Genomic DNA, 23,399 nt, shown 5'->3' with positions numbered 1-23,399 from the left:
ATTTAATAGTTCACACCAGCTGGCAATATATTTTTATAAATTTACCAGCTAGTGTGATTTGTATTATTTTATGTAGAATATTATGTAAAATCAGCGTTTAAACTCGCAAATTTCTATCTTTACTCCAAGTTCTTTGCTAAATTCTTTAGTCTTTTTCTCTAGCTCGTCTTTGTCAAAGCAGATAAGATCTATGTAAGATCGCATCTCGCCATTTGCTTCACCTATGATCTCGCAAATTTCACTCTCTTTTAGCGCATCTGAAATTTTGTTTTTGCTATCAACGCCAAACTGTATGTCGCCACCGTGAGATATGGCTAAAAAGCAAAAATTTATGCCAAGCTCAAAAGCTTCGTTATAGGTATCGCTTGCGCCGTCGTAGTATTCGTTTAGTAGCTCGCTAAGAGATGTATATCCTGTGAAAACGTCGTCACGTAGCTTGTTTGAGCGAGGTTCTAGCTCATAGACTATAAAATTCTTAAGCGGCTCGTTTGAGGCTTCTTTACCAAATTTTTCATCTATAAGATCGGCAAAGTCGATCAGTGGCACGCCTTTTTCTCTTGGCTTATCTATTATTTCAAACTCTCCAAGCATATTTATCATGATCATCTCACCAACTACGTTGTCACAAAGTATGAGTGATAATGTATATGCCTTATTTTCATCTTCGCTTTTAAGCTTACTTAGAGTCTCGTTATATAGGCACATATCTACGCTTTTGTCGTTAAAATTTGCATAGACCATGATTTCATTTGCATCAACGCTTACGCCATACATTTGTATAGTAGCGACGTTTCGTGGTGCACGTGGTTTGCCAAGTGTGCAAGTAAGCTTTGCCTCATACTCTTTTGGCATGCGCGATTTTATAAATTTAAGCCACAAAAGCCTATGTTTAAGTCCTTCTGGAGTGAGTACTAGATCGATCTTTCCATCAATAAGGCCTATCATAAAAGTTGGATCGACTAAACATAAATTTAGCGCTTCCTCGGTCATTTTGCTTGCAGCTTCAAAATTTTTATCTTCTAAATTTTGTTTGATGGCGTCTAAATTTTTACCAAACTCGCTCCAAAATTTATCAACTCTGCTTGCAAAGCTAGAGCTCTTTTTAGGAAACCACATTTTTATCCTTGTTTATTAAAATTTTCAACATTTTTTTGCGTATAAATTTTCATCGATGGAAATTCTAAGGCACTTAGCTTGTCATATCCTTCTTCATTAAAAACACATCCCGTATCGATATTTGCGCTATTTGTATAGAGCTTAGCCTCGCGCACTGGCGTATGTCCGTAGACATTAAATATGCCTTCAATTTGTATCATATCGCCTCTGCCTGATAGTACATGCCTTCTAAACTCATCTCTTGAGCTATCATCATCTCTTAAAGTCCAAAATTTGCCAACAGCCGAGTGCGAAACGACCAAATGCTCGCCATTTTGGTTTTTACACTCTTTAAACTCCAGATAAACTGGCCTTGTTTCTAAAAAATCCACATGCCTTTGCTTAAACTTCACACTTTGTCCAAGGTATGATCTATATGTCTCTTCTCCGCCGTTTCCAAAGAACCAGCTCCTGTCAAATGGCACTTTGTTGTTTAGAAATTCAAGTTTATTACTTAGCAGCCTGCGCTCATGATTTCCCATTACCATTTTATAGTTATTTTGTATGATAAGCTCGACTACATCGCAACTAAAAAGCCCCCGATCTATCACATCTCCGACAAAGCAAATTTGTGATTTTTCTTTGTCTGGAAACTGCTTGATAAGCTCTAAAAGTGTGTTAAAACAGCCGTGAACATCGCCTATGATATAAATTTGCTCGCTCAATTTTTCTCCTTTGTGCCAAATTTTAGTCTATTAAGCTTAAAAATGTAGTGTTAAGAAAACACTTTTGTATAGCTGTACTATATTGGCGTAATGCTAGCGATATATAAAGTTAAAACCTAGTAAAAGATATTTAAAATTTAAAGAATTTAAAGTAGAAGGGAGTCTAAGCTCCCTAAAATCATTGTGCGTAAAAGCCGCTAACCTTACCGGTTAGGTCAATCATAATGTTTTTCATCTGAGTGTAGTGCTCAAGGATGATCTTGTGAGTTTCGCGGCCGATACCTGAGTTTTTATAACCGCCAAATGGGCTACCTGCTGGGATTTGGTTATAGGTGTTGATCCAGACTCTGCCAGTCTCCATAGACCTTGCCACGCGAAGTGCTTTTGTGATGTCTTGCGTGAAAATTCCGCCACCTAGGCCGTATTCGCTATCATTTACCATTTTGATAAGTTCGGCTTCATCTTTAAATTTAATGACAACGCCAACTGGACCAAAAATTTCTTCCTGTGCCACTCTCATATCATTTGTCACATCAACTAGCAGTGTTGGCTCGACAAATGCGCCCTTGTCGCAACCATTTTTAGTGTAGGCTTTGCCGCCGACTGCTACTTTTGCACCTTCTTTTTTGCCGATATCGACGTAGTTTAGAATTTGCTCAGCTTGTTTTTTATTGATCTGAGAGCCCATTTGAGTGCTAGGATCTAGCGGATCGCCAACTTTTATAGTGCTAAATTTCTTAACCGCAGCCTCTATAAATTTGTCATAAAAGCTCTCTTCTACGAAAATTCTAGATCCTGCGCAGCAAACTTGACCTTGGTTAAATAAAATTCCAAGCTGAAGACCATCAAGTGCCTTGTCTAAATTTGCGTCGCTAAAGAAGATATTTGCGCTCTTACCGCCAAGCTCAAGTGTGGCTGGTATGATGCGTCTGGCTGCTGCTATGGCGATGTCGCGGCCGATCTCGGTTGAGCCAGTAAATGCTAGTTTGTCAAGGCCTGGGTGGTTTTTGATCCACTCGCCACTCTTGCTACCTCTGCCGGTTATGATGTTTATTAAACCTTTTGGCAAAATTTTATCTATCAGTCTAAATAGCTCAAGCACGCTTAGACTTGTCTCGCTTGAAGGCTTAAACACGCTCGCATCGCCCGCTGCGATAACCGGAGCTAGCTTCCAAGCTGCCATTAAAAATGGAAAATTCCAAGGTACGATCTGACCCACAACACCTATTGGCTCACGCAAAACGATAGAGAGTTGTTTCTCGTCAAGGACGTTTGCGCTGCCTTCTTCGCCCATGATAACGCCAGCAAAGTACCTAAAATGCTCTGCCGCAAAAGGGATATCGACATTTAGCGTCTCGCGGATCGGCTTGCCATTATCCATGCTCTCGACTTTTGCCAAGTGCTCTTTGTGCTCATCGATGATATCAGCGATCTTGTTTAGTAGCTTTGCACGCTCGCTAACTGTGGTATGTTTAAATTTCTTAAAAGCCTCACGTGCAGCACGAACTGCGTCATTTACATCTTCTTCGGTAGCATCAGCGATCTTTGCAAGGTGCTCGCCGTTTGCTGGATTTTTTGCATCAAGTGTAGCGCCGTCTTTTGCATCACGCCACTCACCATTTATGAAAAGCCCATATTTTTCTAGTAGTTTCATACTTTTCTCCTTGATTAAGATTTTGTAAAAGGATTATAATATTAATAAAATTTATCAAAAATAAATTTTGGACATAAATTCTCTTTTTTAATAAATTTTATTGTTTAGAGTAGGATTATTTTAAAATTTAACTCTGCCAAGAGAGAGAAAACGTAGTCTCGCCATCAGGTTTGCTTTGGCATTTTACGACGATATCATTTTTCTTGCAACACTCTTTAACTAAATTTAGCCCTATGCCAAAGCCGCCTTGATCGTCGTTAAATCTCGTGTAGCGATCAAAAATTTTTATCTGATCCTCTTTGCTGATACCGTGCCCAAGATTGCTTATGCTAAAGAAATTTGGCTCTAAAGTGATGCGTACTTTTGAATTTGGCGCTGCATATTTGGAGGCGTTGCTAAGAAGGTTGTCTAAAATTTTGCTCACATCCCCAAGATCTGCATTTATAAAGCTTGGCTTTAGGCTGACGTCTATCTTAAGGCCACGTTTGGCAAAAAATGGCGAGAAATAGTTTAGTCTTTGCGTAGTTAGTAAATTTAGGTCTATGAGCTCTTTTTTGCCAGGCTTGTCTAGGTTAAAGCTTAGATGAACGAGCGCGTCATAAATGTTATTTAGGCTCTTTGCGGCAAGGCTGATATTATTAAAACGCTTTAAATTTCGCTCATTTAGGTTTTCAAGATCGGCCGTTTCTATGCTCATGGAGATGACGCTTAGAGGCGTGTTTATCTCGTGTGTTGAGTCTTTTATAAAGCGGTTTAGCGTATCTATCTTTTCATAAAGCGGTCTTAGGCTTAGTTTTGCTAGGTAAAAGGCGACAAAGAGCAGAGCAAAAAAGAAAAAGAGCGCCTTTAGCGTGGTTGAAATTTGTAAAGATAAAATTTCAGCCTTGATATCTTTACCAACTATAAAAATATCTGCGTGTGAGAGCTCATCTGTGGTGTTGTCGTCCATGTACTGGATCTTTTCAAATATCGCGACCTTGCCGCCGATCAAATTTACATTTTTGCTTTTGTCTATCTTTTGACAGTCAAAGTCTTTATAAATTTTCTCACCATTTTTTAGCACGATGCAAGCATGCACGCCTTTTTCTTTTGTTAGACTTGAAATTGAGTCAAGTCCATTCATTCTAGCTTTCATGTAAATGCCCATTTTTATCTCTTTTAAAGACTTCACCTCGTTTAAAATGAGCGTTTCTTTTTTGTTTTTATAGTCATGTATGAAAAAATATCCTAAAAATAGCACAGTGCTAACAAGATAAAGGGATAAAATTTTAAATAAAATTTGTGTCTTTTCAGACATATACATAGCCGTCCCCACGCCTGTTTAATATGGCATCTTTGCCTAAAATTTGGCGTAAATTTTTGATATAGACACGAAGGCTAAGCTCGCTTGGCTCCTCGTCAAATTTCCAAATTTTATTAAAAATTTCATCTTTGGTTAAAATTTTGCCTTTGTTTTGCAAAAATAGCGCGAGTAGGTCACTCTCTTTACTAGAGATATTTACATTTTTGCCATCTTTGCTTAGTGTCTTACTCTGTGGATGAAAGCTAAATTCGCTTGAAATTTTGATCGCATCGCCACTGTGATGTGAGAAATTTCTCTTTAGAAGCGCTTGTATACGTATGAGTAGCTCTTTTAGCTCAAATGGCTTTTTTAGATAGTCGTCGCAGCCACTTTTGTAGCCTTTTTCAAGATCGTCGATGGTGTTTAGTGACGTGGTAAAGATGCTAGGTGCACTAACACCTAGCTCTCTTAAGGAAGAAAGAAGTGAAAAGCCGTCCCCTTGTGGGAGTTTGACGTCAAGTATAAGCAGGTCGAAATTTTGCTCATATGCAAGATCAAGCGCCTCTTTGGCGTTATCTGAAGTGGTGACATCATAGCCATTTTCGCTTAGATACTCACTGATGAGATCAAGTAAAATTTCATCATCTTCAACGAGCAAAATTCTAACCATTAAGCACCTTTACATGCCTTTTTTCATTTCGTCTTTTTTCATACCCATGTCGTCTTTTTTCATTTCGTCTTTCATGCCCATGTCATCTTTTTTCATTTCATCTTTTTTTATCATGGGTTTTTTGCCCATGTCATCTTTCATCATCTGCTCTTTCTTCATCATCTCGTCTTTGCCCATGTCATCTTTTTTCATCATTTCAGTAGCATTTGCAAGACCACCAAGCATAAACATAGCACCAAGTGCAACTAGTAGTAATTTCTTCATAACGTCTCCTTTAAATGAAATATGATGAAATACTATCTCTTTAGTGTTAAGTGAGTGTGAATTTACGCAAATACAAAATATATAACTGGAAGCGTGATAAATGAAAAAAGCACGCCTATGGCCACTGATGAGATGGCTAGCGAGCTATCAAGCCCAGCTTTTATGACCATCGCACTTGCAAGGGCTGATGTTGGCATTGCACATTGAAAGAGACCAACGACCCAAGTTTTGTTCATCTGGATACCTGAAAATTTTAATATGATGAAAAATACGATAGCTGGCAAGATCATCTTACATAAAAGCACGACGCTAACACCTTTGTATGTGCTTGTGATACTGCTAAAGTTAAGACCAACACCAATCGCAAAAAGTGCCACCGGAGTAACGCTACCTTCAAACATCCTAAGTGGAGCAAAGATAAACTCAGGCAAAGGGACTTCTTTTAAGATAAGAGCCATAATAAGCGCGATAAATGGTGGAAATTTTAAAATTTTCATCGTATTTTGAAATAGTGAAACCTTCTCTGGTGCAGCAAAAGAGAGGATAAGTGGCCCAAGGATCGAAAGTGGGATACCAGTGGCTATTTGATCGTAAAAGATGACTTCATTTACCATCGCATCGCCAAAGAAGCCTTGAATGACAGGCATACCGACAAATAGGGTATTACCAAAAAGGCTTAACATGACCATACTAACAGTTGTTACTTTAGTAAATTTAAAGATCTTGCCAAGCACCAATGCCATGACAGCACTGATAGCTGTTGAGCCAAAGCCAATTAAAATTGTATTTATAAGCGAAACATCGACGTTTACGTGATAAATTTTGTCAAATATTAGCGCAGGCATTGCAAAACAAAGGACAAAATCCACAAAAGGGATCGAGTGCTTTTGCTCAACAATGCCGACTTTTTTAGCAAAAAAACCAGTTGCGATTATGAAAAAAATTGCAAAAAGTGGAGTGAAGTTCATAGCATTCTCTTTATAAATCTAAATTTTTACGGAAAATTGATTATAGGACCCATAAGATTAAATTACAATAAACCTTTTTTAAAATTTGCTCTCAAAATTTATGCCTTAATATCAACCTTTTTATAAAATTTATCTCTCTCATCTATCTTTTCTTTACTCTTTAAATCATTCTCAAGATAGCTGATATTATAAATTTCTCTTGTAGATATGCTTTTGCCATTATTTAGACTGATTAAAAATTTACTCTCAAATTTATTAGATAGATTGGCAATAGCGATCGCTCCAGCATCTTTTAGGCTTACGATTTTATCACCTTGCATGAAGCCAATATCTTTAAAATCCAAGCTATTTAGCTGCACATTATTCATCTCTTTTGCCTCTAAATTTATGCTAGTTTTTAGCTCGCTTGATGTATTTAGCTTGCCAGTATCGTTATAAAGCTCTTTTACGTCTATCTCTCTACCACTATCAAATTTTAGCCTTATGGTGCCATCTTTGTTTAGCTTCATAGCTATGACGCTATCGCTATCTTGCAAAGATGCGGCAGCTGTGGCTTCATTTGTTATAAAAGCCTTTTTTACTTTTTTTAAATTTGAGACACTAAACTCAAGTCCAGTTGCTTGCTTAAATTCATTTTCCATCGCGATCATTTTGGCTGATTTTGTCTTCTCAAGCTTTGATATATAAGCGTCTGCATTTTCTTCAAATTTCTTTAAATTATTGCCAAGATTTTCTATCATTTTATTATATGCGTCAAACTCAGCGTTATAATCTTTGTAAAATTTCATAAAACTATCTTTTTGAAATTTTGTATATGAGAAATTTTCATCTTTTTTGTAATCTTTGCTTGACTCAATGATCGGATTAAATTCACTTAATCTTGCAGTATCATCAAAACCCACTTTAAGATAGGCAAAATTTTTAAAAGAGCTATCTTTGCCAAAGATGTTATTGTGTCTTAGATCGACCCAGCCGTCATTTTGGGCATATTTTTTAAAGAAATTATTTATATCATTTTTCTCTATCTTTTCATATCTGTTTTCTGCAGCGAACAAAGTATTTGGATCTGAGGCGTAGTAAGAGTGCCTATAATCAATATTTTTTGTATCTACGTAAAGATCGGGATTATTTGTGATCGTTGCTTTACGATTTAGCTCTTCTCTTTTTATTTGGTTGTGATTTATGACATTTGTGCTGATAAACTGCCTAAGATCAACCCTTGGCATTACATCGCTTAAACTTGCTATTTTTTCATTTCCGTCTTTGTCATAACCTCTTACTTTTAGCTTATCAAAGAGTATATCTTTTTGATCTAGCACGCCGTCATTGTTGCCATCAAAGCTAAAAAGATAGCTATTGTTTTCCAATTTTGTAGTGCCAAGTTTATCGTTATCGCCGTAAATATCTAAAAATACTTCTACTTCTCCATATTTTGTTTTTAGAGTGTTTGAATAGGCGTAATCGTTTAAATTTTTAAATTTTGTATTTTCTAGGTAGCCACTTTTTAGTGTAGATAGCATGCTGCTGCTATCTGAAGCTTTTATATTTTTAAAGTAGGAATTTTCACTAAAATGATAGCCTCTAGAAAGTTCATCAGAGTGGATTTTATTGTTACTGTAGATGAGATTTTTTGGGTAGTTATTTAAAATTTCTTCTACTTTTTGTAGGATTTTATGTCTATTTTGCTCTTTTATCTCAGCATCAGTGACATTTATAACTTTGCCTGTTTTTATACTTTCTTTTAGACTTGAAATTTGTTCGTTATTTATCTCCAAACCTTGTTTATCCTTAAAGGCATGGAGCATATCTGTAGGATTTTTTAAATCTTTTAAATTTATAAAGTTATGTTTTAACGATGCAATATTCATCCAAAATCCTTTTTAAAGATGTTGCAGATAATATCGGATAAATTTAGAAAGTATTTAGGCGTATAATGGTGCCCGAGGTCGGATTAATATGTAAGCATAAATGGTCGATTGTTTTAGCTCGTTCTTCTCCCAAAGCGAAGCCACCAAGGAGAGCTTGGCGGGTTTTGCCGATGCCGGTCGGACGGTAGGAAAGGTCTTTGCGGCGGTTATAGATTTCGTAACTAAGCCGCTTCAGTGGATAATAGGCATGATAAAAGATATATTTAATTTCATGGCCGACTCTAAGCTGGGAAAATGGATAAGCGGAAAAACGGGCTTAAGCGTAGGCGAAAAAAACGTCTTCGGCGCGATCGGCGAACAAACTACGGCCGGATCCGTGGATCAAGTCGCGCAAGATCGCCGCGAGATGAGATCGCAAATAAGCCAAAATCAAATCACCGATAATAAAAAAATAGACATAAATTTATACGGCTCGCAAGCCACCCCGCAAGCCGTAGCGCAGGCCGTGAGCGATAACGGGTATAGTTTTGGGGATTAGTGTGTTTAATAATATTTACGGTAATTATCTATGTTTTTTTATGAATTCGCAATATTCTTTTAAACATATTAAAGACGATTGTTTAGCAGCAATTTTAGCAGTATTTAGTTCTTTTGGAAATATAAAATTTGATTTATGGTAGCAAATATTGTTTTTACTTAAATTTGTGGTCGTATTTTCATATGAGCCGCCTTTGTTTTTTATGGATTCGTATATATTTTGATTATTTTTTATATTGCATCTATTGACGCCCAAAACACTACATACATTGGCGTTATTTTTAAAATGAGCCGATAAAAATGTCTCAAAATCTTTATATGTTAAAAATATATTACTATATTTATTTACATAGCTAAGGCTAGTGCATAGCTTTTTTAAATGCCCCAACTCTGTTTTATCGTCGGTGGCTCTGTCTAAATCGGCTACTACAAAAATAGGAATAGGAGTTCCCCTATATTGCTCTATTATTTTTATAAAACTCTTATAGTTTCCATTTTTAACGTTTGTTATGTTAAAAACGAACTCGTCGCCTAAGTGCTCGCTTCTAAAATGTTTTAAATAATACTCCTCCGTTTGACCTTCGACGATGAATTTTATAACTATCTTTCGTTTATTCATAATCGCCTCTTAAATAGTCCATGTATGCTTTTTTCTTATCATTTCTTAGCTCAAATTCGCTTAACGCTTTTAACGTTGTGGCGGTATTTTCTTTGCCTACTATGTAAATTTGAGACGGAGCAAGCATATCGGTATCAAAGATTAGCGGATTATGAGAGCTTAATATAAATTGTCCTTTAGTATTTGACGATGAGTTAATTACCCCGTTTAATAGCCTAATTAGAGAGATGGTGCTAATAGAGCTATCTAGCTCGTCTATTATCATAACCGACTCTGGCACGGAGTCTACGCTATCTATCGCATATACCAGCCCCATCATAAGCTCTATTATTTTTTTTACGCCCGAGCTCTCTTTTTCAAACGCGAAGCTTTTATGATCTCTTTTTAAAATCAAAGAAAATCTATCGTCTTTTATATCTATAAAATCAAAATCAGTAATGCTATCGTCTACGATCTCTAATATATTTAATACGGTATCTTTATGTTCTGTAAAAAAATCTTTCTCAAATAGATCAAAAGGAATCACCCTATCTTGACTAGCTATAATATCGAACGTGTTTATATTTTTATTATATCCATATACCTTTACTGCACCCTGAAAACCGCGTAGCTCTTTGACGTTGTTGTCTTTTATTTTGTTTAAGACGGTATCTCGCGAAACGACGGATAGTATCTTTTCATATTCGGTAGCTATCGGAAATGTTAAACTGTCCTTATTGAATCGATAAATCAAAACTTCGTTTTTTGTTAAATTTTCGCTTATTATCCGCTCTTTATCAAACTTAATCTCATACACGTAACTGTCTTTTTTATTGTCCGTAATAGTTATCTTGTATTCGGTATAACCTATGTCGGAATTTATAAACTGAGATTCTTTTTCTATGTTTAATCCGTTTTCTATTATGCGAAGTATGCTTTCTAAGGCTTTTAATATATTCGTTTTGCCTGTAGCATTCTTGCCGAATAAAACCGCGCTTTTAGCTAATCTAGTATCCGAAAAGTAATTACTTTCGTATTTTGTGTTTTTTAGTCTTTGATTTTGTTTTGCAGTGAAGTTTATCTTAATGTTTTGAGATATGGATGCATATCCGCAAACTTCAAAACTAGCTATCATTTTTAATCCCTATATATAATTTTATGAAATTATATCATAATATAACCGCTTTTCGCGTTTATGTCATAAAATTTAAACTATACTCTTTGCCACTTTACCCACGATTTTAAAATGCTCCTGGGTCTCGTTTAGATTGATCTCGTAGCTTTAAAATTCGGATTAACCGAAACGATTTTAAGTATGTCGCGCAGCGTGAGTTGCAGGATCTTTACCATGAGCCGATCGCTAAAATTTACCACGTAAAGCCCGTTACCGCTAACCCTCCCGTCTTCGCAGAAAATAACCCAATCCCCGCTTCTTAGTATCGGCGTCATGCTCTCGCCGTCCACCTCCATGCTGCCTAGGTTCTTACCCGGTGAGACTTTAAAGAAGGCCTTGGCAATATCTGCATCAGCTCGCCCGTTTGGTAGCTCCTCACGCCCTCTAGATTGTTGCTGCCTCCAGTGCTTACCTTAACGGAGGTTGTTTTGCGGATGAAATAGAGATCGGCATGGTCCAAATTTTATTGACTACTGTTTTTTTATACTAATTTTTAATAAGTATTTTGTTGGTATTTTTCTATCTTTTCCCCAAGCTGCTATTGCCGAATTGCTACTTAACGCAAGTTTCTTAGATGGCTGATTATCGTTTGCAGTGCCGTAATAATGATATAATTCTTGCATTTGCTCATCAAAAGCATCCGTTTTTATCCCTTTCTCTAATACTTAGAAAAATTTAATATAATTCAAATATCAATTAGGCAATTATATTAAAAAGGGCGAAAAATGAAGCTTCAAAACTCTGTTAAGTTCTTGAAAAGAGTTCGGAGAGGTTAAGGAGCACGAATGCGGCGCGATATAGTAGGCTGATTGCCAAATTTGATTTAAAAGCGAATAGACCGCTTCATCATCTCAAGCAGCCTTTTATATCTATATAGGGTATTTGGCTCTACGCTAGCGGCTTTTATTTCAAGCTATCTTTGCGCGAGCTTTTTAAAATTAGCCTACTCGTTTATCTAGCTCTCACGTTTGACGTCGATGCTGTCTCTTACCTTTTGCTCTAGCTTAAATCTCTCCTTGCTTACCATGGCCAAACTAAACTCGGGAGGGGTCTCCTAAATTTAGCCTTTTGATTTTATTATCGGCCGGGCTTTTGTATTCGAGAGCAAAATATTTACGGCCGTCTGGATTAACAAAAATATATAGCCCTTTACCATCACACTTTTTATAAATTTTTATCTTTTGGCTTTAGCGCTCTTATCTCCATATCGCTTAGTGGTTTTGGCATTTTTTACGGAGTTCCTTTTGATGTTTTTCTCTTACTCCGTTATTATTCCGTAAAAAATAATTACTTGCAAGGATTTTTATATATATCGTTGTATATCTTTATATGTTTTAAAATATACATAAAATCCCTTTTTATAGGTTCTTTTATATATTTTTGTATGTCTTTGGATTTTTAAGATATTGTATAATGGTGCCCGAGGTCGGACTCGAACCGACACAAGGTTGCCCTTACCAGATTTTGAGTCTGGCGCGTCTACCAATTTCACCACTCGGGCTAAAGTTAAGATTGAAAATTAATTTTTGTATGAGAGGAAAAAGGGGAGAGTTGCTCCCCGAAAAAGAAAATTATTTCTTTTTACCTTTTTTAGCAGCACCAGCAGCAACTGCTTCTTTAAGTTTTTTGCCAACTTTGAATTTAACTGCTTTGCTAGCAGGAACATCGATAACTTTTTTAGTTCCAGGAACTCTAGCTTTTCTTGCAGCTCTGTCAGCAGTACCGAAAGTACCAAAGCCTATAAAGCTAATTGTATCGCCTTTTTCAAGAACTGCTTGGATTGTCTCCAAAGTAGCATCAACAACTTTTAGAGTATCTTTTTTTGAAAGACCAGCCTTATCGGCAACAGCTTGAATAAATTCAGCTTTTTTCATGAACCATCCTTTTAAGAAGTTATGTGGCTATATTACACTCTTTTAAAAAAAAATACAATACTTTTTCCCTAAATTTAGCTCTTTTTTACGTTTTTTTAACAAAAAATGCAATTTTTTTAAAAATTTACTCGCAAATTTCAAACATAAGCTCGGTCTTTAGACCAAACTTCATATCAATAAGCTTTAAATTTTTAAAATTTAAGCTCATTAGTTCATCTTTATTTTTTATAAGTTTATTTGCTATCTGGCGCAAGACTTCGCCTCTATACGCTTTTGCGTGATGACTCACTATTTTTTTATTTTTTACAAAACAAAAAGTTATGTATTCTTTTTTTATGGTGTAAAATTTTTCGTAAAATTTAGCTCTGAGATCCAAAATATCGTCATCTTTTAAAAACTCATCAACCGCTTTACTAAAATTTTTTTCATAAAATTTTGAAATTTCAAAGCCATCTAGCTTTTCACCTTGTTTTAGTTTGTATTCTGGTATCTCATCTTTTGCCAAGATAGGCCCAAATAAATTTGAAAATATTAAAACATTATTATCTATATATTTTTGCGCCTCATTGTCTAAACCACGATAGTTTAGATGTTTATAAGCTACTCCATCATATCTTAAGATAGCTTTTATGCTGCCTTTTTGAGATAGGCTTTCTCGCAGCTGTTTACTCTCTTCAAGCTCTTTTAGTCCAAAAAGCTTTTTTATCTCGTCTAAATTTGCGTTTTTTAAAAATTCATCGTATTTGTTTAAAATCTCAACTCTTTTGTCAAAAAGCTTGGGAAATATCAAATCCTTACCATTAAATTTATTATTCGTATTTAGAGAAATTTTACTTTCGCTTGGAGAAAAGAGAATTTTTAATGCCATTTTTCTTACCTATTTTATATATAAATTTTTGTTGGATTATACAATAAACTTTTTGTGCTAAAAAAAATCAAATTTTTACCGATATAAAAACAAGCGGAATCATTTTTGCTTAGAGTGAATAAAAATTTAGGAAAAAATTATGAGAATAACAAACCAACTACGTTTTAGTCAGACTTTGCATGACTACCAAAAAAATATGACTGGTGTAAATAAAAGCTACAAGCAGCTCTCAAATGGTTTGAAAATTCAAGATCCATACGATGGTGCTGCGACTTATAATGATGCAATGAGGCTTGATTATGAAGCGACTACTCTCACTCAAGTAGTTGATGCTACTGGTAAATCTGTAAATTTCTCAAAAAATACAGATAATGCATTGCAAGAGTTTGAAAAACAGCTTGAAAATTTTAAGACAAAAGTAGTCCAAGCAGCTAGCAGTGTGCATAGTAAGACATCGCTAGAGGCTTTGGCAAATGACCTTCAAGGCATAAAAAATCACCTTGTGAATATTGCAAACACTTCGGTTAATGGGCAGTTTTTGTTTTCTGGAAGCGCTGTTGATACAAAGCCAATAGATGGTGCAGGAAAATATCAAGGCAACCGTGATTATATGAAAACATCAGCTGGCGCTCAGGTTGAGCTTCCTTACAATATCCCAGGATATGATCTATTTTTAGGAAAAGATGGCGATTACAGTAAAATTTTGACTACAAATGTTCGTTTAGCTGATCAAACTAGAACCGATATCTCTTATGCGCCAAAATTTCTAAACGATAACAGCAAGATAAAAAATATGATTGGGCTAAATTACGCTAGTGATTCAGTGGTTAGAAGTGATGGCTCTTACAATGGCACAATAAATCCGGATTATGATTTTTTAGATAATTCAAATGTAAATTTTCCAGACACGTATTTTTTCATGCAAGGCAAAAAGCCAGATGGTACGACATTTACTAGTAAATTTAAGATGAGTGCAAATACAACAATGGCTGGGCTTATGGAAAAAATCGGCATGGAATTTGGTAATACAAAAACAACAAAGGTTGTTGATGTAAGCATAAACAACGATGGACAATTTAATATAAAAGATCTTACTAAAGGTAATCAAACTATTGACTTTCATATGGTTGCAGCCACATCAGTAGCACCAAATCGCGGCGCAATCGCTCAAAATAACGCGCTTGATGCGGTAAATTCTCTTGAAGATCTTGAAACAATGGCAAATAATGTTCCAAAAACAGTTCATATCACTGAATTTGTAAAGAGCAAATATACCGATAAAGATGGAAATGCGACAAATGCATTTGACTATGATAAGGTTAGATTTGAAAGAAAAGATAATGAGCTAATCGCAAATTTACCTCAAGTAGCTAGAAGAACGGGCGAATATGCAACAGATCAGACAAAGCTAAGTGAAGTCTCTGGTACAAAAGAGAGTTACGATAGAAATTTATATCCAAAAGATGTCGATGCTAGAAAGAGAGAGCTTTTTAATATCGACAACCAAGAGATAAATTTACAAGTAAAGTCAATCACTGGCACAAAATATGACATAAAGGTAAAAATGGGTACAGCGGGAGGCACAAATACTCCAGTGCAATTTGAAATAACATCTACACCACCAGGTGGTACGCCTTCTGCACCTAGGACTTTAACAGTCTATAACTCAGATGAGTTTGGAAGTTATAGAACTTATGCTAGTGATTTTACTTATAGGCAGCTCATGGATATCGTTGCTATGGCAGCAAGCGATAATATTCCAAACCCTCCACATGCAGAAAACGCAAATTTTGATACAGATATAGAAAAAGTAAAAAGAGATCAAAACTATAATGCCTATAAAGAGGCTTTATCAAAAACAAAGGGCGCGGTAGAGACAACTTTAGATGATAAAGGCAGAATGGTTTTAACCGATAAGACAAAATCAGTAACAAACATAGAAGTAACTATGCATGATGCAAAAAATAGCGATAAATTTGATGGCGATAGCACTGGTAGAGATACGGCTGGTAATGCTGGCCACCCTCAAGGAAAGGGTTCTGTCTTTAGCTTTAATGAAAATAATGCTTTAACTATTGATGAGCCAAGTACGAGCGTTTTTCAAGACCTTGATAATATGATCGAAGCTGTTAGAAAGGGATATTATAGAGCTGATGCAAATAGTAATGACCCACGAAATACTGGCATGCAAGGCGCATTACAAAGGCTTGATCATTTAATAGATCATGCAAATAAAGAGCTTACAAAGATCGGCTCTCAATCAAGGCTTTTAACAGCTACAAAAGAGCGAGCCGAAGTAATGAAAGTGAATGTGCAAACTGTTAAAAATGATGTAATTGACGCAGACTATGCGGAGTCATATCTGAAATTTACGCAGCTTTCACTATCTTATCAAGCAACCCTACAAGCAAGTGCAAAGATAAATCAACTAAGCTTGCTAAATTATTTAAATTAAAATTTAAATCAGCAGGCCGCCTAGCTTGCTGATTTTTTAAAATTAAACTCAAGCGTGCTATAATAAGCCTTTTTTATAAAGGATCTAAAATTTTACGACATATCTTATTTACAATTTTTGTTTGCATTTTTATATATTTTGGTATCGCTACAGCTGCTCCAACTGCTGATTTTGTTGGCTCGCTTGGACAAAGCCTTGGTATCTTAAATATCAAATATTTTGGACTTATCGCGTATGTTTATCCATTTTTATTGATCATTTTGGGCTATTTTGTCTATAAAAATTTTAAGAAATTTGACTTTGATTTTGCTCAGTTTTTAGTAGGAATTTTCCTCTTTTTTGTAGCTTTTTTGATGTTTCAAGCCTTGAGTGCTTCGAGCATAAATGGCGGTATAATTGGGAATTTTATAGTTAGTGCTTTAAAAGAGGTGATCGGCTCTATCGGCACTGCTGTTGCTATACTTATGATGTTTATTATCTCACTTGGGCTTGCTTTTAGGGAAAATTTTATCATTGTTTTAAGAAAGGCTTTTGTAGATAAAGAGATAAAAGTCCATGAAGAGAGAAATTTAAAAGAGTTAAAACAAAAACAACTTCCAAAAATCGAACGCAAAAGACAAAAGAATAATGATATAAAAGAAGAAGAGCTTATAGAAGCTCAGGTGCTAAATGATGATGAACAGAATTTAGATGAAGAGCTAGAGTCTGAGCCAGAAAAAGAGAGCAGAGCCTCAACTATAAACGGAGTTGAAATTTTAAACGAAGTGGCTGAGAACAAGAAGTTGCTTGATCAAATAGAGCGAGGAAATGTGGAAAAGCCAAAGAATTTTGTCTTGCCACCGCTTAAATTTTTAAACGATCCGCCAAAACGCTCGCATAGTGTCAATGAAACGGAAATCGATCAACAAATTTCTAATTTGCTTGATAAGCTCCGTAAGTTTAAAATAGACGGAGATGTGGTTAGAACTTATACTGGGCCTATCGTCACGACATTTGAGTTTCGTCCAGCCCCACATATCAAGGTAAGTAAAATCCTTACTTTGCAAGATGACCTAGCGATGGCACTAAAGGCTCAAACGATCCGTATCCAAGCGCCGATCCCTGGTAAAGATGTGGTAGGCATCGAGGTACCAAATCAAAATTTAGAAACTATATATCTAAAAGAAATTTTAGAGAGCGAAGTCTTTAAAAATGCGAGCAGTCCGCTAACCATGGCTCTTGGTAAGGATATCGTTGGTGCCCCTTTTGTGACCGACCTTAAAAAACTACCTCATTTGCTAATCGCTGGAACTACAGGATCTGGCAAAAGTGTGGGTATAAATGCGATGCTTTTAAGCTTGCTTTATAGAAATAGCCCGCAAACTTTGCGCCTAATGATGATCGATCCAAAAATGCTTGAATTTAGCATATATAACGACATCCCACACCTTTTGACTCCGGTTATCACAGAGGCCAAAAAGGCGATCATTGCACTTGCCAATATGGTCGCTGAGATGGAGCGAAGATATAAGATAATGAGCCAAACTCGTACGAAAAATATAGAGAGCTACAATGAAAAGATGAAAGAGGAAGGCGGCGAGCAGTTCCCATACATCGTTGTGATTATCGATGAGCTAGCCGATCTTATGATGACTAGTGGCAAGGATGTGGAGCTTTATATCGGCCGCCTAGCGCAGATGGCAAGGGCTAGTGGCATACACTTGATAGTGGCAACCCAGCGCCCAAGTGTCGATGTCGTGACTGGCCTTATAAAGGCAAATTTACCAAGCAGGATAAGCTATAGGGTAGGGCAGAGAATCGATAGCAAGGTCATCCTTGATCAAATGGGGGCTGAGAGCTTGCTTGGGCGCGGAGATATGCTGTTTACGCCTCCTGGAAGTCCTGGTGTGATAAGACTTCACGCACCATTTGCTAGCGAAAAAGAGATAGAAACGGTTGTAAATTTCTTAAAAGAGCAACAAGATGTAGTTTATGATGAGAAATTTTTAATAGAAGAAGGCACAAGCGGAAGTGTGGCCGCTGGTACTCTAGGAGAAGATGAGCTTGACGAGCTTTACGAAGAGGCCAAAGAGATCATTTTAAGTGAGCAAAAAACGTCGATAAGTTATCTGCAAAGACGTTTAAAAATAGGTTACAACAAAGCTGCAAACATAATAGAGCAAATGGAAAAAATGGGTGTTTTAAGTCCAGTGAATGCAAAAGGCCAAAGAGAAATTTTATAGCTAAAGTCATAAATTATTTTAATTTTAGAATTTTAATTTTTATTAAAATTCTAAAAAGTCTTGACAAAGTACATTAAAATCTATATAATTACAACTCTTAAAAACATTGGGGTATCGCCAAGCGGTAAGGCAACTGGTTTTGGTCCAGTCATTCAGAGGTTCGAATCCTCTTACCCCATCCACTTTTTAAATCCAAAATAATACTTATCGCGGAGTAGAGCAGTGGTAGCTCGTCGGGCTCATAACCCGAAGGTCGGCGGTTCAAATCCGTCCTCCGCAACCAAATGCCCATTACTTTTACCATCTTTTTACTAAGCACCAACCCCCACACCATCACGTATATCATCAACATTGAGATGAACGTAGTGTAAACTACTTTTAATATCTGCATGACCCATAAAAGCCATCAGTTTATGAGCATTAAATCCCTTCAAACTCACTAACCTAGAAGCCACTGTATGGCGTAATACGTATAGTCCGTGAGTGTTGTTTTCTCCCTTATATCCTAGATGGTTTTTTACAGCCCACCACATACGATTTGCTGTATCGTGGTTTAGATGAGTTATAGGGCACTTGTTTAAGGGTAGGTCTTTGCAGTTATCATAAGCCCCTTGAGATACCCAGTAGTAAGCCATACGAAGCACTTGGTCGTCTCTTATTTCAGTAAAGAGTTTGCGTGCCTCTATTTTACTTACGCTCTTAGCTATTTCTAAGCGTTGCTTTATGGCTTTGAAGACTAGAATAGTTTTGTTTTAATATGTAAAAAGAAAGATTAGTAAAAAATAGGTTTCATAACTTTTAAATATAAAAAGAGAAATTCCCACCTAGTATTGTTTTATGGATTATTAGTATAAATTTAAAATGTAGGAGGGGCGAATGCCCCTAATTATTATTTTAAAGTTTGGATGTATTCAGCTACTGCTTTTGCATCTTCGTCACTCATTGGAGTAGCGATTGGTTTCATCATAGCGCCAAGACCAAATTTATTTGCTCCTGTTTTATAACCCTTTAGTGCCTCTTCGATAGCTGCTGCATCAAGAGATGTTAAAGCTGGAACTTTATTATTAAATATTTTTTCAGCTTTTGCACCATGACAGGCGATGCATTTTTTGTAGATAGCAGCACCATCTGCAGCAAAGGCAGCAGTTGAAAGTAGAGCTGCAACGCTAGAAACAATTAGTAATTTTTTCATTTTTCATCCTTTGTAAAAAAGTTTGTGCATTATAGTACAAAAAGGTAAATTCGCAAGAAGCTAGTTAAAATATTTTGGCTATAATCACCAAATGAATAAAAATGAGCCTATTAAAGCACTTTTTCTGGATCGAGACGGCGTAATAAACGAAGATGCTGGATATGTTTACGAGATAAAAGACTTTAAATTTATCGATGGCATTTTTGATGCGTTAAGAGAATTTGCTGGGGCTGGCTATAAACTCTTTATCGTGACAAATCAATCAGGTATCGGAAGAGGCTACTATACGCAGGAGCAGTTTGATACTCTAAATAAATTTATGCTTGAAATTTTCAAAAAAGAGCAAATTTTTATCACCAAAGTCTACTTTTGCCCACATGCCCCAGAGGCGGATTGCGCTTGCAGAAAGCCAAATCCAAAAATGATACTTGATGCAAAAGATGAGTTTAACATCGACCTTGAAAACTCGCTCATGATAGGCGATAAGCCAAGCGACGTCGAGGCTGGCAAAAGAGCAGGTGTGGGCAGAAATTTCTTACTTAATGGCATAAATTTTAAAAATGTAAGAGATGTTTTAAATAAGCTAAAAAAGGAAAAATCACTATGAATTTAAATGGAAAAAAAATAGTTATAACTGGCGGTGCTGGCTTTATCGGCTCAGCCTTGGCGCATTATTTTGATGAAAATTACAAAGACGCTCACGTGCTTGTCGTGGATAAATTTAGAAACGACGAGACATTTAGCAACGGCAACCTAAAAAGCTTTGGCCATTTTAAAAATTTACTAGGCTTTAGGGGCGAAATTTACGCCGGCGACATCAACGATTCTAGCACGCTTGAAAAGATAAAGAGCTTTCGCCCAGACGTCATCTACCACGAGGCAGCGATCTCAGATACGACCGTAAAAGAGCAAGACGAGCTAATAAAAACAAATGTAAATGCCTTTGTAAATTTGCTCGATATCTGCGAGAGTTTGGGGGCAAAGATGATTTACGCTAGCTCAGGTGCCACTTATGGCAACGCAAAGAGCCCACAAACCGTTGGTGAGTGCGAAGCGCCAAATAACGTTTATGGTTTTAGCAAGCTAAGCATGGATAATATCAATAAAATTTACGCAAAGCGCGGCGTGAGCGTGGTTGGACTGAGGTATTTTAATGTCTTTGGCAAGGGCGAGTTTTTCAAAAACAAAACTGCCTCGATGGTGCTTCAGTTTGGCTTGCAAATTTTAGCTGGCAAGACCCCAAGACTCTTTGAGGGCAGCGACCAGATCAAACGTGACTTTGTTTACATAAAAGATATCATTGACGCAAACATAAAAGCACTTGATGCGCCAAGTGGTGTCTATAACGCAGCTACTGGCAAGGCAAGGAGCTTTCAAGATATCGCTGACATCTTGCAGCGAGAGATTGGCGTAAATTTAGGCAACGAATACATCAAAAACCCATTTATCGGCTCATATCAGTTTCACACCGAGGCCGACGTAGCACCAGCTCGTGAGGCATTTGGCTTTAGTGCAACTTGGAGCTTAGAAGAGGCGATAAAAGACTACTTGCCAGAGATAAAGAGAATTTATAAGGAAGAGCTAAATGGCTAAAAAAGTTAAAATTTTAGTCGTTGGCGATCTCATGCTAGATCACTACATCTGGGGTAGCTGCGACCGTATCTCGCCAGAAGCGCCGGTCCAGGTAGTAAAGATAAATAACGAAACCTACACGCTTGGTGGTGCTGGCAACGTGGTGAGAAATTTACTCTCTCTTGGCGCAAATGTGAGCGTGGCTAGCGTCTTAGGAGATGATGAGGCCGGCAAAAAGATAAAAGAGAGGCTCGCTGAGCTAAACGTAAAAGATGAGCTCATACTCACCGAAAAAGGACGCGAAAGCTCGATAAAAAGCCGTATCATGGCATCGCACCAGCAAGTTGTCAGGATCGATAAAGAGAGCGTTGTCAAGATAAATTTAGAAGATGAGCTCGTCTTGAAAGTCAAAGAAAACCTTGCAAATTTTAAGGCCGTCTTGCTAAGTGACTACGGCAAAGGCGTGCTTAGCGAAAAGGTCTGCCAAGAGATCATAAACGAGTGCGTGAGGCTAAATATCCCAGTGCTTATCGATCCAAAAGGTAGCGACTACTCAAAATACAAAAACGCAACCCTTCTAACACCAAATAAAAAAGAGGCGAGTGAGGCTACAAATTTAAATATAAAAGATAAGGCCGAGCTTGAAAAGGCGATAAAACAGCTAAAAGATGAGCTAAATTTGACCTATTCGATCATCACGATCTCAGAAGAGGGCATCGCGCTATACGACGATAGGCTGCACATCTTTGCCGCTAAAGCAAAAGAGGTCTTTGACGTCACTGGCGCTGGAGATACGGTGCTTGCTACACTTGGCTACATGCTAGCAAACGGAGCTGATATAAAAGAGGCGATAAAGATAGCAAACCTCGCAGCAGCCGTCGTCGTGGCAAAGATAGGCAGCGCAACAGCTAGTTTTAGTGAGATCGAGCAGCTGCTAAATAGCTCATTTGGAGCAAATTTCGAGCACAAGCTTAAAAGCGTTGAGGAGTTAGAGGAAATTTTGAGCCAAAAGGGCAAGAAAAAGGTCGTTTTCACAAACGGCTGCTTTGATATCTTGCACGCTGGACACGTAAAATACCTAGCGCGCGCAAGGGAGCTTGGCGATCTTTTGGTAGTTGGGCTAAATTCAGACGCTTCAGTTAAGAGGCTAAAAGGTGAGGCTAGGCCTATAAACTCGCAAGATGATAGAGCCTGCGTGCTAAGCGGGCTTGGATTTGTCGATTATGTCGTGATATTTGATGAGGATACGCCATTAAATTTGATAACAAAGATAAAGCCTGACGTGCTTGTAAAAGGGGCTGATTACAAGGGCAAAGAGGTCGTTGGCAGTGAGATCGTAAAAGAGGTCAGGCTGATTGATTTTGTCGAGGGCAAAAGCACAACAGGGATAATAAAAAGGATAAAAGATGCTAAAAACAATGATAAAAAATGAGCTCGAGGCTCACCAAAAGACCTTTAGCGAGCATGTAAATTTGCTTGATAGCCTAGAGCGTGCTTGCCAGATGGTGGCTGATACGCTAAAAAATGGCAAAAAGGTGCTGATATGTGGCAACGGCGGCTCTGCGGCGGACGCTCAACACTTTGCAGCCGAGCTAACTGGTAGATATAAAAGCGAGCGCCAGCCACTACCAGGCATCGCGCTAACCACCGATACTTCGGCACTTACAGCCATTGGCAACGACTACGGCTTTGACTACGTTTTCTCACGCCAGTTTGAGGCCTTAGCTCAGTCAGGCGACTTGCTCGTGGCGATCTCAACTAGTGGCAATAGCAAAAACGTCCTTGAAGCTATAAAAAGTGCCAAGAAAATGGGCGCATCAGTGCTTGGGCTTAGCGGTAAAGGCGGTGGTGCGATGAATGAGGGGTGTGATCTAAATTTAGTCGTTAGCTCAAGCGATACCGCAAGGATACAAGAGTCGCACATATTTTTTATTCACACGATCTGCCAGGCCGTAGATGAGGCTTTTAGGAGCTAAAATGCAAGAAGCGATGGATAAATTTTTAAGTGATCCTTGCCAGCAAAATGAGATAAATTTGATAGCGGCTTTAAAAAAAGCTAGCTTTTTTGCTCCGGTGCTTTTAAACCAAGCGCTCGCAAAGCCTGATGGTGGCGTCGTTTATGAGGAGGAGGGCTCAAATATCAAATTTATCCTGCTTGAAGATGAGGGTGAGAAGCTTAGCTATTTTCCGGCATTTACTAGCAAAGAGGCGATGAAGCTTTGGCGAAATGATAGCGAGCAAGAGAGCATTGAGATAGGGCTAAAAGAGTATCTTGCGATGCTAAAAGAGAGCAGCTACGCTGGAGTTGTGATAGATGCATTTAGCTATGATTTTATTCTTAAAAAAGAGCAGATAGCAAGAATTTTAGACTAAAATTTTTA

General features: G+C 37.3%; 23 protein-coding genes and 3 tRNA genes. 10 read left to right on the top strand and 16 right to left on the bottom strand.

Annotated features, from left to right (window positions below):
• Nucleotides 1–90: 90 nt before the first annotated feature.
• The 8 genes from CVS97_RS02320 to CVS97_RS02285 form a co-directional block, all read right to left on the bottom strand.
• The gene (locus CVS97_RS02320; RefSeq protein WP_107784944.1) at nt 91–1,116 is read right to left on the bottom strand and encodes a hypothetical protein; all 1,026 of its coding nucleotides are present in this window, start codon (nt 1,114–1,116) and stop codon (nt 91–93) included.
• A 2-nt stretch (nt 1,117–1,118) separates the two neighbouring features.
• Complete coding sequence (locus CVS97_RS02315) at nt 1,119–1,820, bottom strand: metallophosphoesterase (RefSeq protein ID WP_107784943.1); 702 nt, start codon at nt 1,818–1,820, stop codon at nt 1,119–1,121.
• Nucleotides 1,821–1,998: 178 nt separating this feature from the next.
• Nucleotides 1,999–3,474, bottom strand: coding sequence for an aldehyde dehydrogenase family protein (locus CVS97_RS02310; RefSeq protein ID WP_107784942.1), 1,476 nt, complete (start codon nt 3,472–3,474; stop codon nt 1,999–2,001).
• A gap of 127 nt (nt 3,475–3,601) precedes the next feature.
• Nucleotides 3,602–4,771 (bottom strand): sensor histidine kinase, encoded by a 1,170-nt coding sequence (locus CVS97_RS02305; protein ID WP_107784941.1) that lies wholly within the window; start codon nt 4,769–4,771, stop codon nt 3,602–3,604.
• Nucleotides 4,764–5,426, bottom strand: a complete 663-nt coding sequence (locus CVS97_RS02300; RefSeq protein WP_107784940.1) for a response regulator transcription factor — start codon at nt 5,424–5,426, stop codon at nt 4,764–4,766. The genes CVS97_RS02305 and CVS97_RS02300 overlap by 8 nt, the downstream gene beginning before the upstream one ends.
• 9 nt (nt 5,427–5,435) lie before the next feature.
• A complete protein-coding gene (locus CVS97_RS02295; RefSeq protein ID WP_054196512.1) occupies nt 5,436–5,690 on the bottom strand; it encodes a pyruvate kinase in 255 nt (84 codons plus the stop codon).
• A gap of 62 nt (nt 5,691–5,752) precedes the next feature.
• Nucleotides 5,753–6,658, bottom strand: coding sequence for an AEC family transporter (locus tag CVS97_RS02290; protein WP_107784939.1), 906 nt, complete (start codon nt 6,656–6,658; stop codon nt 5,753–5,755).
• A gap of 98 nt (nt 6,659–6,756) precedes the next feature.
• The gene (locus CVS97_RS02285) at nt 6,757–8,526 is read right to left on the bottom strand and encodes a response regulator (protein WP_107784938.1); all 1,770 of its coding nucleotides are present in this window, start codon (nt 8,524–8,526) and stop codon (nt 6,757–6,759) included.
• Nucleotides 8,527–8,680: 154 nt separating this feature from the next.
• Between CVS97_RS02285 and CVS97_RS02280 the strand changes: the two genes are divergently transcribed.
• Nucleotides 8,681–9,064, top strand: a complete 384-nt coding sequence (locus tag CVS97_RS02280) for a hypothetical protein (protein ID WP_107784937.1) — start codon at nt 8,681–8,683, stop codon at nt 9,062–9,064.
• A 24-nt stretch (nt 9,065–9,088) separates the two neighbouring features.
• Here the strand turns inward: CVS97_RS02280 and CVS97_RS02275 are convergent, their stop codons facing one another.
• The 6 genes from CVS97_RS02275 to CVS97_RS02245 all read right to left on the bottom strand — a co-directional run bounded on the left by CVS97_RS02275 (nt 9,089) and on the right by CVS97_RS02245 (nt 13,577).
• Nucleotides 9,089–9,682 (bottom strand): TOPRIM nucleotidyl transferase/hydrolase domain-containing protein, encoded by a 594-nt coding sequence (locus tag CVS97_RS02275; RefSeq protein WP_107784936.1) that lies wholly within the window; start codon nt 9,680–9,682, stop codon nt 9,089–9,091.
• On the bottom strand, nt 9,675–10,796 hold the full coding sequence (locus tag CVS97_RS02270) for an AAA family ATPase (RefSeq protein WP_107784935.1): 1,122 nt from the start codon (nt 10,794–10,796) through the stop codon (nt 9,675–9,677). The genes CVS97_RS02275 and CVS97_RS02270 overlap by 8 nt, the downstream gene beginning before the upstream one ends.
• Before the next feature lie 128 nt (nt 10,797–10,924).
• The gene (locus CVS97_RS09600; protein WP_413784184.1) at nt 10,925–11,179 is read right to left on the bottom strand and encodes a helix-turn-helix transcriptional regulator; all 255 of its coding nucleotides are present in this window, start codon (nt 11,177–11,179) and stop codon (nt 10,925–10,927) included.
• A 1,070-nt stretch (nt 11,180–12,249) separates the two neighbouring features.
• Nucleotides 12,250–12,336: transfer RNA gene (locus CVS97_RS02255), tRNA-Leu, on the bottom strand.
• Nucleotides 12,337–12,406: 70 nt separating this feature from the next.
• Nucleotides 12,407–12,709, bottom strand: a complete 303-nt coding sequence (locus CVS97_RS02250; protein ID WP_012001719.1) for an HU family DNA-binding protein — start codon at nt 12,707–12,709, stop codon at nt 12,407–12,409.
• Nucleotides 12,710–12,833: 124 nt separating this feature from the next.
• Nucleotides 12,834–13,577 (bottom strand): YaaA family protein, encoded by a 744-nt coding sequence (locus CVS97_RS02245; RefSeq protein WP_107784933.1) that lies wholly within the window; start codon nt 13,575–13,577, stop codon nt 12,834–12,836.
• A gap of 139 nt (nt 13,578–13,716) precedes the next feature.
• Here CVS97_RS02245 and flgL point away from each other — a divergent pair, with 139 nt between their 5' ends.
• From flgL to CVS97_RS02225, 4 genes are all read left to right on the top strand, one after another.
• Nucleotides 13,717–16,032 carry a flagellar hook-associated protein FlgL gene (gene flgL, locus CVS97_RS02240; protein ID WP_107784932.1) on the top strand — a complete coding sequence of 772 codons (2,316 nt, stop codon included), beginning with the start codon at nt 13,717–13,719 and terminating at the stop codon, nt 16,030–16,032.
• Nucleotides 16,033–16,073: 41 nt separating this feature from the next.
• Nucleotides 16,074–18,254 (top strand): DNA translocase FtsK 4TM domain-containing protein, encoded by a 2,181-nt coding sequence (locus tag CVS97_RS02235; protein WP_413784183.1) that lies wholly within the window; start codon nt 16,074–16,076, stop codon nt 18,252–18,254.
• Between the two features lie 107 nt (nt 18,255–18,361).
• Nucleotides 18,362–18,436, top strand: a tRNA-Gln gene (locus CVS97_RS02230).
• 26 nt (nt 18,437–18,462) lie between these two features.
• Nucleotides 18,463–18,537 (top strand) — tRNA-Met (locus CVS97_RS02225).
• Between the two features lie 28 nt (nt 18,538–18,565).
• On the opposite strand, the gene CVS97_RS09595 is transcribed toward CVS97_RS02225, so the two are convergent.
• Both CVS97_RS09595 and CVS97_RS02215 read right to left on the bottom strand, forming a co-directional pair.
• On the bottom strand, nt 18,566–18,979 hold the full coding sequence (locus CVS97_RS09595) for a tyrosine-type recombinase/integrase (RefSeq protein WP_413784182.1): 414 nt from the start codon (nt 18,977–18,979) through the stop codon (nt 18,566–18,568).
• A 164-nt stretch (nt 18,980–19,143) separates the two neighbouring features.
• On the bottom strand, nt 19,144–19,446 hold the full coding sequence (locus CVS97_RS02215) for a c-type cytochrome (RefSeq protein WP_107784929.1): 303 nt from the start codon (nt 19,444–19,446) through the stop codon (nt 19,144–19,146).
• Nucleotides 19,447–19,537: 91 nt separating this feature from the next.
• On the opposite strand from CVS97_RS02215, the gene gmhB reads away from it, so the two are divergent.
• The 5 genes from gmhB to CVS97_RS02190 are packed head-to-tail and all read left to right on the top strand — an operon-like array spanning nt 19,538 to nt 23,391.
• Nucleotides 19,538–20,053, top strand: a complete 516-nt coding sequence (gmhB, locus tag CVS97_RS02210; RefSeq protein ID WP_107784928.1) for a D-glycero-beta-D-manno-heptose 1,7-bisphosphate 7-phosphatase — start codon at nt 19,538–19,540, stop codon at nt 20,051–20,053.
• Entirely contained in the window at nt 20,050–21,039 is a 990-nt protein-coding gene (rfaD, locus tag CVS97_RS02205; protein ID WP_107784927.1) for an ADP-glyceromanno-heptose 6-epimerase, read from the top strand. Before gmhB ends, rfaD begins: the two co-directional genes overlap by 4 nt.
• Nucleotides 21,032–22,450: a D-glycero-beta-D-manno-heptose-7-phosphate kinase gene (gene rfaE1 / locus CVS97_RS02200; RefSeq protein WP_107784926.1), complete on the top strand. Its 1,419-nt coding sequence runs from the start codon at nt 21,032–21,034 to the stop codon at nt 22,448–22,450. Before rfaD ends, rfaE1 begins: the two co-directional genes overlap by 8 nt.
• Entirely contained in the window at nt 22,425–22,994 is a 570-nt protein-coding gene (gmhA, locus tag CVS97_RS02195) for a D-sedoheptulose 7-phosphate isomerase (RefSeq protein ID WP_107784925.1), read from the top strand. Before rfaE1 ends, gmhA begins: the two co-directional genes overlap by 26 nt.
• A gap of 1 nt (nt 22,995) precedes the next feature.
• Nucleotides 22,996–23,391 (top strand): SseB family protein, encoded by a 396-nt coding sequence (locus tag CVS97_RS02190; protein WP_107784924.1) that lies wholly within the window; start codon nt 22,996–22,998, stop codon nt 23,389–23,391.
• The last annotated feature ends 8 nt before the right edge of the window (nt 23,392–23,399 follow it).

It is taken from the genome of Campylobacter concisus, assembly GCF_003049735.1.
In the GTDB taxonomy this organism is placed as follows: Bacteria; Campylobacterota; Campylobacteria; order Campylobacterales; family Campylobacteraceae; genus Campylobacter_A; species Campylobacter_A concisus_AN.
Note: the sequence above shows the minus strand (reverse complement) of the source record. Positions and strands in the feature narration are given on the sequence as shown.

Bases quoted from the DNA above. Each gene is read 5' to 3' on its own strand.
- CVS97_RS02310 (WP_107784942.1), bottom strand. From the start codon at position 3,474: ATGAAACTACTAGAAAAATATGGGCTTTTCATAAATGGTGAGTGGCGT.
- rfaE1 (WP_107784926.1), top strand. From the start codon at position 21,032: ATGGCTAAAAAAGTTAAAATTTTAGTCGTTGGCGATCTCATGCTAGAT.
- CVS97_RS02305 (WP_107784941.1), bottom strand. From the start codon at position 4,771: ATGTCTGAAAAGACACAAATTTTATTTAAAATTTTATCCCTTTATCTT.
- gmhB (WP_107784928.1), top strand. From the start codon at position 19,538: ATGAATAAAAATGAGCCTATTAAAGCACTTTTTCTGGATCGAGACGGC.
- rfaD (WP_107784927.1), top strand. From the start codon at position 20,050: ATGAATTTAAATGGAAAAAAAATAGTTATAACTGGCGGTGCTGGCTTT.
- CVS97_RS02285 (WP_107784938.1), bottom strand. From the start codon at position 8,526: ATGAATATTGCATCGTTAAAACATAACTTTATAAATTTAAAAGATTTA.
- CVS97_RS02215 (WP_107784929.1), bottom strand. From the start codon at position 19,446: ATGAAAAAATTACTAATTGTTTCTAGCGTTGCAGCTCTACTTTCAACT.
- CVS97_RS02245 (WP_107784933.1), bottom strand. From the start codon at position 13,577: ATGGCATTAAAAATTCTCTTTTCTCCAAGCGAAAGTAAAATTTCTCTA.
- flgL (WP_107784932.1), top strand. From the start codon at position 13,717: ATGAGAATAACAAACCAACTACGTTTTAGTCAGACTTTGCATGACTAC.
- CVS97_RS02250 (WP_012001719.1), bottom strand. From the start codon at position 12,709: ATGAAAAAAGCTGAATTTATTCAAGCTGTTGCCGATAAGGCTGGTCTT.
- gmhA (WP_107784925.1), top strand. From the start codon at position 22,425: ATGCTAAAAACAATGATAAAAAATGAGCTCGAGGCTCACCAAAAGACC.
- CVS97_RS02270 (WP_107784935.1), bottom strand. From the start codon at position 10,796: ATGATAGCTAGTTTTGAAGTTTGCGGATATGCATCCATATCTCAAAAC.
- CVS97_RS02300 (WP_107784940.1), bottom strand. From the start codon at position 5,426: ATGGTTAGAATTTTGCTCGTTGAAGATGATGAAATTTTACTTGATCTC.
- CVS97_RS02275 (WP_107784936.1), bottom strand. From the start codon at position 9,682: ATGAATAAACGAAAGATAGTTATAAAATTCATCGTCGAAGGTCAAACG.
- CVS97_RS02290 (WP_107784939.1), bottom strand. From the start codon at position 6,658: ATGAACTTCACTCCACTTTTTGCAATTTTTTTCATAATCGCAACTGGT.
- CVS97_RS02320 (WP_107784944.1), bottom strand. From the start codon at position 1,116: ATGTGGTTTCCTAAAAAGAGCTCTAGCTTTGCAAGCAGAGTTGATAAA.
- CVS97_RS02295 (WP_054196512.1), bottom strand. From the start codon at position 5,690: ATGAAGAAATTACTACTAGTTGCACTTGGTGCTATGTTTATGCTTGGT.
- CVS97_RS02190 (WP_107784924.1), top strand. From the start codon at position 22,996: ATGCAAGAAGCGATGGATAAATTTTTAAGTGATCCTTGCCAGCAAAAT.